This window comes from Pseudomonas sp. NFPP07 (genome assembly GCF_900115645.1).
GTDB classification, from domain to species: Bacteria; Pseudomonadota; Gammaproteobacteria; order Pseudomonadales; family Pseudomonadaceae; genus Aquipseudomonas; species Aquipseudomonas chlororaphis.
On the sequence record NZ_FOXG01000006.1, the window covers coordinates 179,144 to 195,191 of the forward strand.

12 protein-coding genes, 1 tRNA gene and 4 pseudogenes are annotated in these 16,048 nt (G+C 54.2%); 3 read left to right on the top strand and 14 right to left on the bottom strand.

Annotated elements, in window-relative coordinates:
• Window positions 1–8 precede the first annotated feature (8 nt).
• The 3 genes from BM019_RS16725 to BM019_RS16735 form a co-directional block, all read right to left on the bottom strand.
• Entirely contained in the window at window positions 9–860 is an 852-nt protein-coding gene (locus BM019_RS16725) for a MipA/OmpV family protein (RefSeq protein WP_092418955.1), read from the bottom strand.
• A gap of 145 nt (window positions 861–1,005) precedes the next feature.
• On the bottom strand, window positions 1,006–2,040 hold the full coding sequence (locus tag BM019_RS16730; RefSeq protein ID WP_009041743.1) for a DUF1254 domain-containing protein: 1,035 nt from the start codon (window positions 2,038–2,040) through the stop codon (window positions 1,006–1,008).
• Window positions 2,041–2,374: 334 nt separating this feature from the next.
• Window positions 2,375–3,358, bottom strand: a complete 984-nt coding sequence (locus BM019_RS16735; RefSeq protein ID WP_092418956.1) for a helix-turn-helix domain-containing protein — start codon at window positions 3,356–3,358, stop codon at window positions 2,375–2,377.
• Between the two features lie 614 nt (window positions 3,359–3,972).
• Here BM019_RS16735 and BM019_RS16740 point away from each other — a divergent pair.
• Window positions 3,973–6,018, top strand: coding sequence for a DUF262 domain-containing protein (locus tag BM019_RS16740; protein ID WP_175510670.1), 2,046 nt, complete (start codon window positions 3,973–3,975; stop codon window positions 6,016–6,018).
• 429 nt (window positions 6,019–6,447) lie between these two features.
• On the opposite strand, the pseudogene BM019_RS31050 reads toward BM019_RS16740, so the two are convergent.
• The 4 genes and pseudogenes from BM019_RS31050 to BM019_RS16760 all read right to left on the bottom strand — a co-directional run.
• Window positions 6,448–6,735: pseudogene (locus BM019_RS31050) on the bottom strand (integrase); the annotation flags it as partial.
• Window positions 6,635–7,174, bottom strand: coding sequence for a phage terminase small subunit (gene gpM / locus BM019_RS31055; RefSeq protein ID WP_345788666.1), 540 nt, complete (start codon window positions 7,172–7,174; stop codon window positions 6,635–6,637). The gene gpM and the pseudogene BM019_RS31050, both read right to left, overlap by 101 nt.
• Complete coding sequence (locus BM019_RS16755; protein ID WP_092418958.1) at window positions 7,119–8,129, bottom strand: phage major capsid protein, P2 family; 1,011 nt, start codon at window positions 8,127–8,129, stop codon at window positions 7,119–7,121. Before BM019_RS16755 ends, gpM begins: the two co-directional genes overlap by 56 nt.
• Window positions 8,130–8,168: 39 nt before the next feature.
• Window positions 8,169–9,021 (bottom strand): annotated as a pseudogene (locus BM019_RS16760) (GPO family capsid scaffolding protein).
• Window positions 9,022–9,156: 135 nt separating this feature from the next.
• Between BM019_RS16760 and BM019_RS16765 the strand changes: the two are divergent.
• Together BM019_RS16765 and BM019_RS16770 are read left to right on the top strand one after the other, a co-directional pair.
• Window positions 9,157–9,298, top strand: a pseudogene (locus tag BM019_RS16765) (hypothetical protein); the annotation flags it as partial.
• 29 nt (window positions 9,299–9,327) lie between these two features.
• A pseudogene (locus BM019_RS16770) lies at window positions 9,328–10,044 on the top strand (phage portal protein); the annotation flags it as partial.
• Here the strand turns inward: BM019_RS16770 and BM019_RS16775 are convergent.
• The 7 genes from BM019_RS16775 to BM019_RS16805 all read right to left on the bottom strand — a co-directional run bounded on the left by BM019_RS16775 (window position 9,980) and on the right by BM019_RS16805 (window position 15,951).
• The gene (locus BM019_RS16775; protein WP_175510672.1) at window positions 9,980–10,918 is read right to left on the bottom strand and encodes a DUF5677 domain-containing protein; all 939 of its coding nucleotides are present in this window, start codon (window positions 10,916–10,918) and stop codon (window positions 9,980–9,982) included. The pseudogene BM019_RS16770 and the gene BM019_RS16775 sit on opposite strands and share 65 nt — an antisense overlap.
• A 557-nt stretch (window positions 10,919–11,475) precedes the next feature.
• Complete coding sequence (locus BM019_RS16780) at window positions 11,476–12,054, bottom strand: hypothetical protein (RefSeq protein WP_175510674.1); 579 nt, start codon at window positions 12,052–12,054, stop codon at window positions 11,476–11,478.
• A 94-nt stretch (window positions 12,055–12,148) separates the two neighbouring features.
• Window positions 12,149–12,224, bottom strand: a tRNA-Thr gene (locus tag BM019_RS16785).
• A gap of 175 nt (window positions 12,225–12,399) precedes the next feature.
• Window positions 12,400–13,527, bottom strand: coding sequence for a type VI immunity family protein (locus BM019_RS16790; RefSeq protein ID WP_085533445.1), 1,128 nt, complete (start codon window positions 13,525–13,527; stop codon window positions 12,400–12,402).
• A 16-nt stretch (window positions 13,528–13,543) separates the two neighbouring features.
• A complete protein-coding gene (locus BM019_RS16795) occupies window positions 13,544–14,257 on the bottom strand; it encodes a VRR-NUC domain-containing protein (protein WP_204840179.1) in 714 nt (237 codons plus the stop codon).
• Complete coding sequence (locus tag BM019_RS16800; protein WP_085533447.1) at window positions 14,254–14,763, bottom strand: PAAR domain-containing protein; 510 nt, start codon at window positions 14,761–14,763, stop codon at window positions 14,254–14,256. Before BM019_RS16800 ends, BM019_RS16795 begins: the two co-directional genes overlap by 4 nt.
• A 357-nt stretch (window positions 14,764–15,120) precedes the next feature.
• Window positions 15,121–15,951 (bottom strand): FkbM family methyltransferase, encoded by an 831-nt coding sequence (locus tag BM019_RS16805; protein WP_092418961.1) that lies wholly within the window; start codon window positions 15,949–15,951, stop codon window positions 15,121–15,123.
• Window positions 15,952–16,048: the final 97 nt, after the last annotated feature.

Below are 16,048 nucleotides of genomic sequence, written 5' to 3' on the forward strand. Positions count from 1 at the left end.
CCGGTTTATCAAAACCGGTATAGAGCGTTCAGATAGGCACCGGCACCGACCTTCTCACCCGTCAGCGGGCTGTCGCGGGCGTCGGCGACCAGGGCGTAGGTCTTGATGCCGCCTTCCAGTGCCAGCTGTGGCTGCCATTGCCAGGTGAGGCCCAGCTTCAAGGTCACGTCGCGCATCCCGCCACCCGGGCGGTATTCATCGAACCGGGTGCGCGCGGCTTGCTGGGCCGTGACGCCGAAGCGCGCCATCATGTCGTTCTCATTGCTCCAGGTGCCGTACAGCGTCGAGTCCAGGGTCAAGCTCGAAGACAGTGGGTATGCCGTGGCGACCCCGGCTTCCAGGTACGCCGTGCGCCCCAGGCTTTCGCCACCGTAATGACGGTTCTGGCTCGATTGCAGGCCGCGCACGAACAGGCGGCCGGCCGGCAGGATCCAGTACGCTTCCGCCCCGACCAGGGCGGTGCTGTCCAGGTTGCCCATTCCCTTCAAGTAGTCATCACGGCCGTCCAGGGTATGAATGCGTTCCTTGCGTCCCGGGTCATAACCGATCAACAAGGCCACTCCGAAAGGAGCCAGCCCCGGCAAGTCCCAACGCAGCCCGTCCGGGAAGGCCGCGGTAAAGGTGCCCCAGTCCTGGGTAGGCAAGAGCGCCTTCAGTTTCAGCGACGGGAACGCGGCATAGTGTGAAGAGCCTTGGTACAACGGGCCAACGGCAACTCCGCCGCCTACCGTCACGGATGGAGCGCCGTTTGAATCGTCAATGGCTGCATGTGCAGGCAACACCAGCGTCAATGCGAGGGCTGCACCCATGATGAACATCAGCGGGTGTCTAGAAGAATTTGAATGGTCTTTGCTTGTCATTGTTTAGTTCCTTTGGTGTGAACTCTGTAGTTCAGAGCCATCCCTGACTTAATAAGCCATATCAAACTTGGTAGCCGTGCGTTTAACGCTACTAAGGCGTCTGCCAATTGATCTAAATAACCAGTCGTTATTTGAATGATCGAACTTATAGAACGACGGGCTGCGGCTGTGGAAAACGCCATTGGCCATTTAGTATTTCGTTGCTCGGCTGATAAAGCCTGACCGTATAGTTCCAACCAGGCATAACGGGCAGGCAATTAGTGATCTTTGCGTCACAACCACCGAACTGAATGACAATTGAGCCATCATCGCTTTTCTTGGCAGTGAGGTTATTCAACGAGTAGGTGTCATATGGGTTTTTCTGAAAGTATCCCTCTGCGTTGTAAACACTCACAGACCAGAAACTGCGGACCGGAACCTGTCCAACTTTGAGACGGTAAACGGTTTTCCCATCGTTCTGCGGCATCACACCGCCGAGGTAGATGGCGTCCTTGCTCGGATTTCCGCCCCACCCCGTCGCGGTTCCGATCAGGTGCTGGATCGGATCGACGCTACCTTTAGGGCCAAAGGACTGGTTGTAGTTGGGGATTGTCGAACCCAGGACAGCCAGGGCATCACGCATCTTTTTCTGGCTCGCCTGATCCCACTTCGGTACTACGAACTCCCCTGGCTTGGCCTGGCTGACCTGGATTGCGTCCTGCAGCTCATGCACCTGCTCAAGGTCTTCGCGATCCGTGGGATCGAAGAAAATGCGCACAGCGACAAACACATAGCGTGTGCCGATATCCTCTTTCGTCAGCGTATGGCGACCGGCACCGTAAATGACGGCGGGTACGTAGTGATCTTCGTTGACCATTTGCATCGACATGAACCGCTCACCGGCCTCAGGCAATGTGATCGTGACTGGACCGGCATCGAGATCGAACACCGCTGATGAGTAGAGGGTGTCCCGATTCATTCGGACGACATTCTGAGCGTCGATAGGAACCGGTTCACGGTTATGAACAAACTGACCAAAGCCTCCACTCGTCACCGTTTTGCCCATGTACAGGTCGGACTCGGCACGAACAAAGTTATCGACACCCACCAGCGTCGCCGCGGCAGGGGATGACTGCGCGTTTGCACTGGCAAAAGTTGCCAGCGTCAGGGCGACGATGCAGGCCGTGGATGAGTAGGACATTTAAACCTCTTGATCTTATAAGAAGTGATTCCCTTCCCCGGCTTCAGGCTTTTCTTGTGCATGGATCGCTTGCTGCAGTGCTTGCTGGGGTTGGCATTACCTTTTAAAACTGTATAAGAACGCCTCGATGGAAACTTGCCATTTGATGCCAAAAGGCCAAGCCATTACTTACCGATCAGCTTGCCGGCGGCGCTCGTACAGAAATGGCTGCTCAGATCAGGACGGCAAGCCCTATCCCGGTAGTTCGAGGCTATTGGAAGGCTTAGCCCGAAGTGGGCCGAAGGGGCGGGTGGGAGAGGGAGCAAGTGGTCAGGCGAAGACGCTGTCTTGAATTTTAATAATCATGTTTCAAGGCCGAGCGGTAGCGCGACGGCGAGTTCCCGGTCCAGCGTTTGAAGGCTCGAGTAAAGTGCGCTTGATCGCTGTAACCCACCATGTAGGCAATTTCGGTTGCGGTGTATTTACCGCTGGCTATGAGTTGAAGTGCTTCGCTGCGACGCGTCTCGTCGCGTAGATCTTCGAAGTCGATGCCGCAATACTTGAGACGGCGCTGCAGCGTTCGAGAAGACAGTCCGATGTTTCTTGAGATAGCGGTAAGTTTGGATTGATCCTGATCCGATATCTGCTCGATGAGCACGCCCGCTGCTTGTGCTGTCGACTTCAAGGCTTCGGTGACTTTCCAGGCGTCATCCCGAACAGGTTGCAGAGGCGTGTCGAGCAGCTCACGGTCGAATTCGATCATGTTGTATTGCGCGTTCATTTCGAGATTCGGCCCCAGGTATTCTTCAAGCGCCTCATCGCCTCTTTCCCTCGGGTTTTGCAGATGCACGCGTATGGCGCCAGGCTCACCGGACATGAGCGGTACTTTTCTAAGCAGCGCAAGCGTGCCGAGAATGACTTGCTTCGGATCAGCCCCGTGCTGTCCGGTAAATTGGTGGATCAGTTTCGTCGTACGGCCTTCGGTGACGATTTCTACTTCTCCTCCTTGATGCAGCAAGTCGGTATAGATCGCCGCCGTTGCACAAGCCTGAGCGAGGTTGGTCGAGCCCAATATCAACTCGCCCCAGGCACCGAGCGAGCGTACTTCGATCAGGTGTCCCACACAGGCACCGCCGAAGGGGTCCTGTGCGATAGCCGCCATTTCATTGGCTATATGAAAACAGGCCGCTCGCGGTACCCAGGCATCGGGGTTTTGAAAAACATGAGGGGAAATGCCGTAACGCCGAAAGAACTCCAGCGGCGACACCCCACGCATGCTCAGGTAGGGGGCTATTTGCCGAAGAGTGCTGAGTTTGATGGATGGCGTGGCATTCGTCATAAGCGTTCGCACCTGTTTTTAAAGGCAATGCACGGGAAAACCGTCTTGGCCCGCAGGAAACACTAGCGCAAAACTTTTGCCAAAGTCGCGTTATTGACAGCACAGGCAGGTCGATTCAGCGACAGGATCATCGCTTTTGCAGAACCCCAAAACGAAAAAACCCGCCAGAAGGCGGGTTTTTCGGGGGGGCCAGAGATTTTGAAAGCCTTCTCTGCAACCTTGTATGGTGCCGGCACCAGGAGTCAAAATAAACTGTAATTAACTGAAACAGCGCGTTTTTTAAAAAGAACTTTTCGTCTCTATCCCTAGGAGTACCCTAAGTTAGGAAATTTGTTTGATGTTCAGATAACGAAATGTATGGGTGTAATAGTTATTATGCACTTGATTTATTGGTTGTGGTCTTTTGATAACTTAAAGCTATTAAGTGCTTTAGTATTTCCTGCGAAATGGACGCTTCTCGTAGAGTTAAATTTTAGCTTTGGCTCAGTCACCTACCATTAAATCGAGTATGGTTTCAGAAAACGTTTTCAGTTATATTGGGTGGAGTATTCTATTATCAGTTTTAGCTAATGGTAGTAGGCAGACTTGGATAAGCTGTTTCTCATGAGGCAATGATGCAGTCAGAACTTAAATCTTTATCGAAAATATTTTCGGAAGTTATTTTTAGAATACCTGACTATCAACGTGGATATTCTTGGGAGGAAAAGCATCTTAAAGACTTTTGGAGTGATATCGAGCAGTTGCCAAAAGATAAAAGCCATTATACAGGTGTTTTAACTCTCGAGCCTGTAACACAGGATAGTTATCAGCGCTGGGATGATGATATTTGGATTATTGAAGCCAAGCGTTATAGCCCAATGTACGTGGTTGACGGACAGCAGCGGCTTACAACGGCAGTTATACTGCTCCAGTCTATACTGGATAGAATTAATGATGGCGACCTTCTGAACTATACAGAAAAGGAAGATATTAGAAGGAAGTACATATGCGAGGTCAAGGGGAAGGGGATCTCAAGATCGTATATATTTGGCTATGAAAAAGATAATCCAAGTTATGAATTTCTTAAGCAAAAAATATTTGGTGATGAGTCCGTAAATCATTCGCTTTATGAAGAAACCATCTATACAAAAAATTTGCTGGCTGCTAAGAAATATTTTGCGAAAAAGCTTGAGTCTTTAGATGAGAATGGATTGGGGGAAATATATACTAAACTGACTCAGCATCTCCAGTTTAATATCTTCTATATCGAACAAGATCTTGATGTTTTTGTTACATTTGAAACAATGAATAATCGAGGGAAATTGCTATCTCATTTAGAATTGCTGAAGAATCGACTGATTTATCTTTCGACCAAGTTCGACGTTGAAAAACGGGAGAGTGAGCACCTCAGAAAGGCGATTAATGAAAGCTGGAAAGCAGTCTATCATTTTCTTGGCCTGATTGACTCCGAAAAATTCAACGATGATGTTTTTTTACGAACGCATTACGTAGTTTATTTTGGCGCTAAACTAGCCTCCTCAGAAGATAGGCCGAGGTCTTTTCAGCGCTACCTAAGATATGAGCAGCGATATAAGGATGCACTACTGGAGGAGGTATTCACACCTAAGCGCCTATTTTTGGATGACGACTCAGATCCTTTGTTGATCGAAGACGTTTACGACTATGCTGCTAGTATAAAATCTGTAGTTAAAGTCTTCTATGAAGTAGCCTATCCTGATCTAGCTAAATGGTCGGATCAAGAAAAGGTTTCTTTTAATCAGATTAATAGGTTGTCAGATTACAACTTGTTTTTACTGGTCGTGGCAAGTGTTTTATCATTTAAGCATACTCCAGACAGAGAGCATATGCTCATCTCTGGTGAGCGCTTTGGGTTTATATCTAGGCTTGTCCCTTACCATGCCGACCTTGAACTTGGTGAGCTAACCATGAAGGTCCTTTCTGGCGATGGGGCACCACTTCAAATTAGCAAGGTTATGGATGATGCGTGTGATAAGGTTATAAAGTCTTCTGAGTTCAAGGATGCTATTAAAGGGCTTGGGAAACATAGCAATGGATACTATGGATGGTATCTTATACGGTATTTTATGTTTGAATATGAACAGCACCTTAGAGTTCTGTCGAAAACAAGTAGACAGTTGCTTAGCTGGTCGGAGGACTCCTCGCGAGAAATTTATGCAGAAGACTATAAGACGGTCGAGCATATTTATCCACAGCAAGCTAAGGACGGATATTGGAAAAGTAAATTCGCGGGATATAGCGTGCCAGAGCGTAATAAGCTGCGTAACTCGATAGGTAATCTATTGCCGGTATCGCATGGAAAGAATGCGTCGCTGAGCAATAAATCATTTCACCTGAAAAAAGGGTCTGAAAAAAATCAAGTAGGCTATAAGTACGGATGTTTATCAGAAATACAGGTTTCTAACTCTGCAGAGTGGGGGCCTAAAGAGATACTCCGCCGTGGTATTTATCTCTTGGATTTCATGGAGAAACGGTGGTCATTTAAAATTGGAGATGCAGCTAAAAAGGCCCAATGGTTGGGGTTAAGTTTCGTTCTAGAACGAGAAAAGATATCCGTGGTTTCATTAGTCGCAGATGAACCGATAATTCCAACGGCGCCCGACGAGCTTGTCGAAGAGCGCTCGGATGCTTTGGAATTTTAGTTTTGTCTAAGTGGGCGCGTTTCTTTGATGCGTCCATTTTTATGTGAACATGAGTTTCTAAGTTTTTGAGTATCTCAAGGTTTCATATGAACTCTACTTGTTGGGATGTCTCCCGCACGCTATCCAAGTCTGCATTGCATTTTGGAGAGAAACTTCTCATGATGTAGGCTTAAACTTTCCGAGTCTTGTCTGTGCGGACTGGAAGAATTCGGATCGTGAATAATTAATAATGCGTGTCGAATCCGCTTGCTCTGCCAAGTGAAAATTTATAAATCAAACAAGATGCTTTCGTCTCCATCTCCATGGGTTATTTCGACCCCAGCGGTCAGCAATAGCTCCTTGGATAGCATTGGCTTGTCGTATGTGGCGCTTGCGAGTTGCATGAGTCCAGCCAACACTCGACCAAGGAACGCCTCCATATTAAATGACCTAGTCATCCTTGCCCCCTACGTAGGCGGCTAGTACGTCAACTCTACCGTGTCCGAGCTTGTAGCTGATTTGCGCTCTGGCCTCCTGATCTAATTATCGACCGAGCTGGTAGCACTTGCCGCCGTTGATAGGCGCAAGGTGTTGCGTGATTTGCTCATAGCGTTTGCACGCATAGGCCGTGCGCAGCTCATGGAAGCCTTTGAGGTTGTGCGTATGGAGGATATTTTGGGCGAGCCGGACGATTCCCTGTTGGAAGTCGATGTAGCTCTCGTTCGGTGCAAGCAGGTTGGTGAGTACGCCCTCGGCCAGCTCGTTGGCATCTGTCAGGGTGACGACCTCGATACCCCGCAGGCGGCACAGGTAGGCAGCGAAGTCTCCTGCGTCGAGGCGCCACCATGATGGTGCCCAAGACGTCGTCCTGGGCACCCTGGCCAGCGGAGAGAACGCCCTCGATATATGGCACGTACTCGCCAAGCATCGTGGCCTTGACTACGGCCTTACGCTGGGTCGACTGGACCTGCTTGAGGCGGAATTGGTCTTGCTGGAGCTTGGCCAGCATCACCTCATAGTTGGTGGCTCTCTCCATGAGAGCCAAGGGGGCGACGGCTGCTGCCTCCGCGGCTGCGCGTTTGCGTAGTTGGGTACGTTGGGCAAGGGGCAGGGTCATGGCTTTAGACCTTCTCGATGTTTTCGACCAGAGCGGAGGCGCCGAAGTCCTCGATGACATAGGCCTCGTTGGAGGACTGGTAGTCGGCGACCTGGTCGTAGTCCGGCTCGTCGCGGATATTGCGGCGGCGCTTTCCGGTCTGTACGTAGATTGACAGGTTGTTCAGTGGGGTGACGAACACACCGCCTTCGATGAAGAACGGAGCGTCGTACTCGATAGGCAGACCGCCGAGGCGGGTCTTGACCATGATCTCGTCGGCGGCGTTGGCCTCCTGGTTGGACTCCGCGCCCTTTTCCACGGCCTTGAGCTGCTTTTCATGCAGCAGAGCTAGGTCGACGATAACGACCAGGTCTTTGCGCTTGCGGTGCCATGGGTCCAGCAACTGGACGGCATCGAGCACCAGACCATCAAGGGTCTTGTAGTCGCCGGTAGGGCCCAGGGTGACTTTGCCGGCGACGGCGCCTTCATCGATCACACGATCAGGTGCGCCGGTACGGATTTTCTGGAGCCAACCAATGTTCACGTCTTGGAGCATTGGGTAGAGGGCCAGGTCGGTGTCATCAGCGGCAGTGGTGCCGTTGAAACCGACCATGATGCGGTCCAGGCCCTGCTGTACGGCAATGGAGCCGGAAAGGCGGGTCTGAAAGTCCTGGAACTTCGCCCAGGCGTCGAGCATGTTGTAGGGGAACGCGGTGTCAAAGTTCGTCTTCTTGCAGGCGTAGGCGTCCTTGCTCAGCGCGTGGACATCCCGCGGTTTGCGAGGTTTGCCCGGACCGGTTTTGGTACGGCTCGCGGTCGGGCCATTCACGCCCAGGAGAAGGGCTTCACCTTCGGTCTCGTCGACCGGAATGATGTTGATCTTCTTGAGGAAGGCGGAGGATTCCTGGATCGCCGTTTCCAGCTTCTGGGATGGGCTCGGGGCGACAGTGAAAGTCTCTGCAGCCGATGCTACGTCATTGATTCGCGCCTGCTGGCTCAAATAGGCGTTGAAGGCGACGCGGGTTTCTTTCTGCATGGTGTTTCTCCGAACTGGTGTCGTGGTGGCGGCTGGAAATTAGTACTCGGCGACGACTTGGCCGTTGCCGCCGGTTACCGGCGGGCGTGTCTTCTGACTGTGGTCTTCGGTATCACCCAGGCGCTTGACCAGGTCGGCGAATTCGCCGGCCAGTTTTTCGTGGGCGGATTTCAGGGCGACGAGCTGATTACGCTCAGTTGCAAAGGATTCACCCTGCTCCTTGGCGTGAGAGGCGAGAGCCTCGACCGCCGTGGTCAGTTCGGAGAATTGGGCGTCGTCCCTGACGGATTTATCCTTGCTCTTGCCGAGGGCTTCCATCACGCGAGCGAACAGGCCGATGGCCTTGTTCTCTGCATCAGGAAGCTCCTCGAATTCGATGACCGCTTCATTCTGCTGCGGTAAACAGGTTGTCCTTGTCCTGTTTGCGGTTGGCCAGGGTGCCGTGTTTGGCGCTGAACTGCAGCGCCTCGGTACCCAAGCTGGCCGGAGTGTCGGTGATGGCCAGACCGACCAGGTACGCCTTGCCGGTGTCGGCGAAGCTCGGGTTGATCTCGACGGAGGTGTAGACCTTCTGCCCTTGTTTATTCAGGGCGAGCAGCGCCTCGTTCGGCTCCAACTGAGCGAACAAGGCGAGCTTCTTCTCGTCGTTGATCTCAACCGCTTCGGCCTTGCAGGCCAGCACGTCGCCATAGGCGCCGAACTCGCCGCCAGGCCATGACCATTTGATGTGTTCACAGTTGATACGAGCGCCGTAGGTGTCAGGGCTCTACTGGGCTGCCATTTGCTCGATCCAGGCGCGTTCGATGTTGCGGCCGTCAGTGGTGGCGCCTTCCACGGCGACACGGAACCACTTAGAGCGGAATTTTTTGGCAGGTGCGGTGCTTGCGACCATGCGGGCTGTCCTCGATGCGGTGGCGGGGCATGGTTGACAGTGGCGCGGAGAGCGGCAACGAGGTGAGGTTGTAGCGCAAGACGTTACAGGGGACGGAGATAGGGACTCGCGCGCGCGAACGGCAGCATCGGCGCCATGAACGCTATCGTCGAACTGCCCACCGATCACCGCCGCCACGCCAGATACCTGTATTGGCAGGGCTACCGCGTGTGCGAGATTGCCGAGCTAATCGGCGAGAAGGAAAAGACCCTCCCACAGCTGGAAAGCCCGTGACGAGTGTGAGCCACGACGCGCTGCAGCAGGGGCGGTTGGTCGGGAAACCTCTACCTGGAGAAGCGCGACAACATGCTGCGCCAGGCCATCGGGCTACAGTCGTGCCTAGCCAAGTACATGCGCCGCGATACCGACCTGAAGACCTACTTCCAGGGCCGCGGAGGGAAGGACGAACATGAGTTCAAGCTCGGCAGCGTGTGCCAACTGCGCGTGGCCGATATCAACCAGAAGATTTACGGGTTGCCGGAGTGGCTGCCTGCCTTGCAGAGTGCGCTGCTCAACGAGAACGCCACGCTGTTCCGCCGTAAATACTTCGAGAACGGCAGTCACGCCGGCTTCATTCTGTACATGACCGACGCCGCCCAGAACGAGGACTTTGTTACCGACCTGCGTTCAGCGATGAAGAACAGCAAAGGGCCGGGCAACTTCCGCAACTTGTTCATGTACGCCCCGGGCGGGAAAAAGGACGGCCTGCAGATGATCCCGATCAGCGAGGTAGCAGCCAAGGACGACTTCGGCGCAATCAAAAACATCAGCCGCGACGATCAGCTGGCCATGCTGCGTATCCTGCCCCAGTTGATGGGGGTGGTGCCGCAGAACGCTGGGGGCTTTGGCTCTATCCGGGACGCGGCCACAGTCTGGGCAGTCAACGAGCTGGAGCCGGAGCAGGCAAGGCTGTTGCAAATCAACGATTGGCTGGGGGAGGAGGAGGTGCGCTTCCGGGAGTATGACCTTCCTGCGCAGGGCTAGTTTCGTCTACGCCCACCCGGTCATAGAGAAAGGCCATGTCATCCGTCTTGATGTGCCACTTGGTCGCCAGTTCAAAGGCTTCCCCGGAGTGTTCCAATATCTCTTTAGCTGTAGGAAACAGTTCGGCGTAAAAGTGGGAAAAGTGGCCGATCATCAAGAGGCTGATTTGTAACGATGCTACGCCGAGGGAGTACTGCACGTTTAAGGTCTGTGCCTGGCCGATCTGCAAGCAGCTAATGAAATCGCTATGCGTGTAGCCGCTCAGATACGGATAGATCGACGTGAAGTAAATGCGATGTAAGCCGGCTTTTTCAGCTAGATCATTCCAATTTGATCCCGCACTCCAGTTACCTTTACGCAAGCTCTTCTTGTCCGCGACGCTGTAGTCCTTGAAGTAGGGTGATGCCTCTATCCGTGCCATCAGCTCAGCGGCGGTATCCACAGCCTCCTGGTGGCTTATCTTGGCCTCTTCAATTGTAGGGACCAGCTTGCTTCGCTTCTTCCAGCCACAATATTTCCAGACTGTGTGACGGAACTCCCTGAGCGATTCATCCCCGTTGCTATAAAGCCAGTACATCACTAGGTAGTTCTCGACAGCCGTCCTTGTTAGGGCTGAGACCGATGAGTGGTCGATATACCCGAAGCGGGGTAGTGTGCCTGTTTCGAGTCCGCACGGCTTCAGAAGCGTTCGAATAGAGCATAGGTGCTTGAACAGCTTCATCGATAGTACATGCAGGTCGAGCGCCCACTTAGGAGGGTGGACATGTTGATTGGCTTCGGCATGCCCCATGATCATGTCTGCCATCAGCGTTATCAGCACCTCGAACTCCCTTTCCACCTCAGAGCTTCGTTCGTTCGTCAACGAATCGATCATTCTCGTCCCCTGCGTTTATTGATTGTCGGCGACCATTTTGCACCTGGCACTCGCCCTCGTCCCCCCGCCACGCCGGTGGGCTAAATGTGTCGTTTTTTCTGCGCCCCTGCGGAGCTATGCCGGCGGTGCAGGCGCTGGCCGGATAGGGGGGAGCTGGACCTGTTTTCCCTGCGAGTCCCTGCACAGAAGGGGCAAATACGGCTTATTCCTGGATGGCTTTCAGAGGTGGGATAGGGGGGCTTTGCAAAAAGAGTAATTTCAGTAATAGAGCGGGGAGGCTTGGCTGGAGCCCGCGTTTTACGGGACTTTGCTGATTACAAAAGGTAGTAACCAAGGAGTAATCAAGGAGTAATCAAAAAGATAATCGATTTATAAGGGTTTTAAGAATGAAGGAAATCACCTTTTTAAAGAGTAATCAGATTACTTCAAGGTTACTTAAAGATTATTCTTGCCTGTTCCTGAAAAGCATAGACTTTTCAATGGCTTGCGAGGTTATGGCGGGCAAGATTACCGATGTTACTCTTTTTGAAGACCCCCAGTATTAGAGAAAAAATCTTCTATTCCGGGGCGGGCGCGTGTGCTTCTAGGCTTGCATTGATGCGCTTCAACTGTGCACTAACCCACTGACACATCTCTGCCATGTTCATCGCATCGTTGAAGTTGACGCTCTCTTCGGTCACATGGACTGCTGTGTTCCTGATGCGCCGAAGATTGGCCAACGTCTGTATTGTCAACTGATCCAAAATCCCTTGCTCTCGCAGCGGTCGGAGCTGCCGCAATGCAGGCATGCCTGGCTGAATTTTGAGGCCACTCTTGGCCGCAATCTCGTTGAGCTCGATTTCCACTGGTAGCCAAGCGCTGAGGATGGCCGCACGGGGATCTGCTTGGGCCAGAGACCGAAAACTAATCGGTGGCTCCTCAATCAATGCGTTAGGCGTCTCGCTGTTGGCGTCTACCTGGTCTTTTACCCGTTCCAACTCCTCTGCAATGTCGAGATGCAGTTCCCCATATTTCACGCTGCGGAGTCGTGGGATTAATTTGGCTAGCGGCGCGCGAGCCAAGCAAGCAAGTGCGACGACTGCTGCTGGCCATGCAAGCGACCCAACGACAGAGGAGAAGAACTGCAACCAATCCATGGGCTTAGCACCTCTCAAATAGCACTTGTTACGTCGCTTGTTACGTGTGGTGCAAAAAACAAAGGCCTGCATCGCTGCAAGCCCTTGATTTGTCTGGTGCCGGCACCAGGAGTCGAACCCGGGACCTACTGATTACAAGTCAGTTGCTCTACCAACTGAGCTATACCGGCGTGTGGGCGACGATTATAGCGATTGGCGAGGTTCTGTAAACCCCTGAAATCTGACTATTTTTGCAGATGCTCCGGCTACCTTGGGATCGATGTTCATACGGAGGCTCTTGGAGTGGTCCCAGCGGAAAGTGGTGTAACTCTCATCGGAGTCGCGTTATACCGCCGAACTGGCCGGTCAGGGGGCGCTGCCGGGGCCGCTGCTTGTATAACCTTGAGCACGCAGCCGGTCCTTGAGCGTGTACTGGCTGCTGAGTGCGGGCTGTTCGTTGAGTTTGTGCTGATAGGCGCTTAGCTCGGACAGCGGCACATCAAAGCGTTTCAACCATTGATCCGCCGACCACCCGGTAAGACGAACTTCGCCATCATGAGAGCCACCATGAAGGTCGCCCACTGTTTCGTAGCGCAGTTCCTTGAGCTCATGGTTCAGCAGCACGTAGGCTGGAGGCCGTGGGAAGTCGGCATCGCCTATCACGGCCGGTTCGTTTCCGGCCTGGATGATCACGCCGGCACCGTAGTCATAAAAAGCGAAATGGCTGTCGGGCAGCCTGGCCTGCAGTGGTTTCAAACCTCCTGCGCTTTCCAGGCGTGGCTTGTTGAGTACGGTCAGCCAGCTCACGGTTTTGATTTTGTTCTTCTGGAACTCGGGCCGGTTGGCCAAGAGTGGTGCCAGGCCTGCATCCAGCCCGGGCATGCTTTCGCTCATGTAGGCTTCTGTTGCTTCGTTACCGTCTCTTTTGGTTACGGACAGGTTTAGCGCATAACCTGCATAGCCCTGCTCCGCTTTCAGGCGGGCTGCACAATCGAGGAACAAGCGCAGGAAGTCGAGACGGTGCTTCTCGAAGAAGAGGATCGGGACTGAAAACTCCAGCACGCTGAGGTCATCCCCCATTTTTGCTTCCCAGCCACGCTGGCCGAATAACTCGAAAAACCAGGGACTGGCGTCGACCGCTTCACGGCCACCGGTGTAGTAGAAACTCAGGTGATCGTTTTCCTTCATGGTGGCCAGCATCTCGGTCAGGGATCTGGCCTTGTTGTAAGGGGTCAATGCTGAACCTTCAGGTGGTTCTTCCCGCCATAGCCATCTCAACTCCGGCTCTGCCAGGCGCTTGTAGTCGTTGAAGCATCGACCCAGTTCTTCGCGTACCGGAATGGTATGGGCATCCTTGAAATACAAGGTGCCTCGGATGCAGAGCGCTGCTCCAATGTAGTCTTGCCGCCCCCCCTTCATCAGCAAATGGCCCGGTATCTCCAGGGCGAAAGGCATTTTTTCCAGCTCGGCGGCTAAGTCGAAAGGTTCACTCATGGTCGGTTCCTTTAAATCACATGGCGCCGGCGGGTACCGGGAATCTCGGGGCGGGCGTCTTGCCACGGCTCAGTAGCCACGCAGCGGCGGCGGCAATCGCTGCGGCCCATCCCAGCTCTTCAGACGGAACTTTGGACGTTTGCTCTTCCTGGGTGCAGTCGCATTCTCTGGCATCGAGGGTAACGACCTTATTGCTGCCCCCTGCAATTTTCGCGTATTCAGCAGCCTGTTTCGTGTTTGGAGAATCGGGTGGAAATTTCATTTCCACAACCTGTTTGATGTTGTCCTGGGTCGGGGGTTTTCTAGGGTCATTCACGATGACGACGTCCGGACGGCGAATCATGCCCGTACCTGCTTCGAACGGTGGGTGATCTGGGCCCTGATCCCAGTATTTCTTGATCCAGCCAGGGATCCAGCTATGAGGGTTATCGCCACTCTGACTGTCCATGATCGGAACGGGCGGTTTTTTGGTCATGTCGTAGCTGACTTCCGGCCTCAGCGTGCTTCGCCCCATAAGGAGTTTGTCCAGCCCGTTCAGGCGCGCGGCGACGCACTGCTGTTTCAGGTTTTTACCGTCCACCGCTACGTTAGGTGTCGCCTGGCAGTAACAAGCCGCCGAACAGAGAACTTTTTTGTCTCCAGGGGAGAGCCTGGGTTTTGTCAGGCCTACATCCGTTGTCTGCCCTGGTGCTGACATGCCGCCGGTCGACAAGGGGTTATCACCGCTCATTGATCATCTCCATAGATCAGGTCGAACTTCAGTGTTTCCGGCTGTTCGTTGTTCACCCAGGATGTGTAGCCTTCGGCATCGGTACTTTGTATCGACTCCCCACTGCTGGAGCTGATACGCACTCGTTGGCCTGCGATGGCCTTGCCGGTTTCTCTGTCGAATACCCGGAAGCGGCCCTTGAATGGACTTGTGCTCATGCCCTGGATCGGTGCCATGGGGCTGGGGACGAAGGTATCGCCAATGATGATTGTCCCGGAGCCACCGATCACTACGTTGCCATGGGTGCCGAGGCTATCGACCGTTGCAGCGTTTTTCCCGTTTATGAATACCGTTGCCGAGAGGTTGCCGGACAGCTTTCCTCCACATGCTGAAGGGTCATCCAGGCGAGCGGCCGGTAGTCCGTCGAACAGCACATCGGGGGAGCCTGAGGTGATTGGATTGGTACCGTGGCCGGGTAGTGGGCAGGCGGTAGGGTCGGTAACGCGAGCTGCAGGTTTTCCGCTCATATCGGGCTCCGTGCCAGGTCGGGCAGAAGAGATTGAATACGTGGCAGGCAGGTGTTTGGTCTGCGCGAAGCAGGGAGCGTAGCGAGGAGAGCTGGTGCCTTGGGATGACGCACGCTGTTCAGATGGCGCGATAGACGCCCAACCTGAGGGCCATGCCGCGTTTGTGGGCAAAAAGAAGTCATGGTCGTCTCGTCCTTGTGACCGTGTGTGTCTGATAACATCTCGCTGAAACATATCCCTGTCTGAGCTGAGGTAGTCGGAAATACTCTGTCGTCGGGACTGTTTTTGCAAGTCTGCTGGGAAAGTGCGAGTCAAGCAGTCACAGCGCAGCACGAGGTTATTGCTTGATTGACGCTCTCAGCGACGTCCGCCGCGGACCAGCACTTTCTTGAGTTTTTCGAGGGCGCGCCACGAGCGGCTGTTGCGCAGGGCGTGCAGTGCAGCTTCGGCGCGGTCGGCGCGTTGGCGTTCGGCGATCAGGGCCTGTTCCAGGTCGGTGGCGGGGGCGACGAAGCGGTGGCCGGGGTTGAACTGGAACTCGTCGAGGTTGCACGGCGGGATGTCGAAGGCGCCCTTGAGGTTCAGGTGTTCTTCGGCCAGGTAGAAGGTGTTGATGCCGTCGAACACCACCGGGTGGTAGCCCGCGCCGGTGACCAGGGTTTCCCAGGCCTGGTCGCGGTTCCATGGGGTTTCGATCAGCAGGATCCACGGCCGCCAGCGGTTGAAGTCCATGCTGCGCAGCACGGTTTCTTCGTGGCCTTCGACGTCGATCTTGAGGAAGTGGATGGGGCCGCCGACGTGGGCCTCGCAGATGTCGCTCAGGGTGCGTGAGCTGACGATCTGGGTCTGCACCTGCATGCCGGCGTCCTTGTGTTGCTGGGCGATGGCGGGGTCGAGGGTGGACAGGCCGGTGTCGGCGATGCCATAGAAGGTCAGGGCCTCGGCGTTATCGCCGGCAGCGCATTGCAGGTTGGTGTCCCTGGGCCGCTCCTGGCACAGGGCGTGGTAATAGCTCGGCACCGGTTCGACGTTGATGCCGCGCCAGCCGCGATCGTAGAAGGCGCGGGTCACCGAGTCGGCAGTGGGGTGGTTGGCGCCGACGTCGATGTAGAAGCCGTTTTCAACGTGTTTGAGCGCGCGCCACAGGCGGATGTCTTCGAAATTTTGTGCATAAGAAATGAACGTCACTGTCTTTTCCCGTTAATCACAAAGGTTCTGGGCGCCCGCGAGCGCCTGCGTCTGTATAACAAGCGTCGCCGACCGGCGCAATTTGCCTCGCCTGTGG

Coding starts and splice junctions, on each gene's coding strand:
- BM019_RS16755 (WP_092418958.1), bottom strand. CDS start 8,129: ATGCAGAAAGAAACCCGCGTCGCCTTCAACGCCTATTTGAGCCAGCAG.
- BM019_RS16740 (WP_175510670.1), top strand. CDS start 3,973: ATGCAGTCAGAACTTAAATCTTTATCGAAAATATTTTCGGAAGTTATT.
- BM019_RS16775 (WP_175510672.1), bottom strand. CDS start 10,918: ATGATCGATTCGTTGACGAACGAACGAAGCTCTGAGGTGGAAAGGGAG.
- BM019_RS16730 (WP_009041743.1), bottom strand. CDS start 2,040: ATGTCCTACTCATCCACGGCCTGCATCGTCGCCCTGACGCTGGCAACT.
- BM019_RS16795 (WP_204840179.1), bottom strand. CDS start 14,257: ATGAGCGGTGATAACCCCTTGTCGACCGGCGGCATGTCAGCACCAGGG.
- gpM (WP_345788666.1), bottom strand. CDS start 7,174: ATGTCATCGAGGACTTCGGCGCCTCCGCTCTGGTCGAAAACATCGAGA.
- BM019_RS16780 (WP_175510674.1), bottom strand. CDS start 12,054: ATGGATTGGTTGCAGTTCTTCTCCTCTGTCGTTGGGTCGCTTGCATGG.
- BM019_RS16790 (WP_085533445.1), bottom strand. CDS start 13,527: ATGAGTGAACCTTTCGACTTAGCCGCCGAGCTGGAAAAAATGCCTTTC.
- BM019_RS16800 (WP_085533447.1), bottom strand. CDS start 14,763: ATGAGCGGAAAACCTGCAGCTCGCGTTACCGACCCTACCGCCTGCCCA.
- BM019_RS16725 (WP_092418955.1), bottom strand. CDS start 860: ATGACAAGCAAAGACCATTCAAATTCTTCTAGACACCCGCTGATGTTC.
- BM019_RS16735 (WP_092418956.1), bottom strand. CDS start 3,358: ATGACGAATGCCACGCCATCCATCAAACTCAGCACTCTTCGGCAAATA.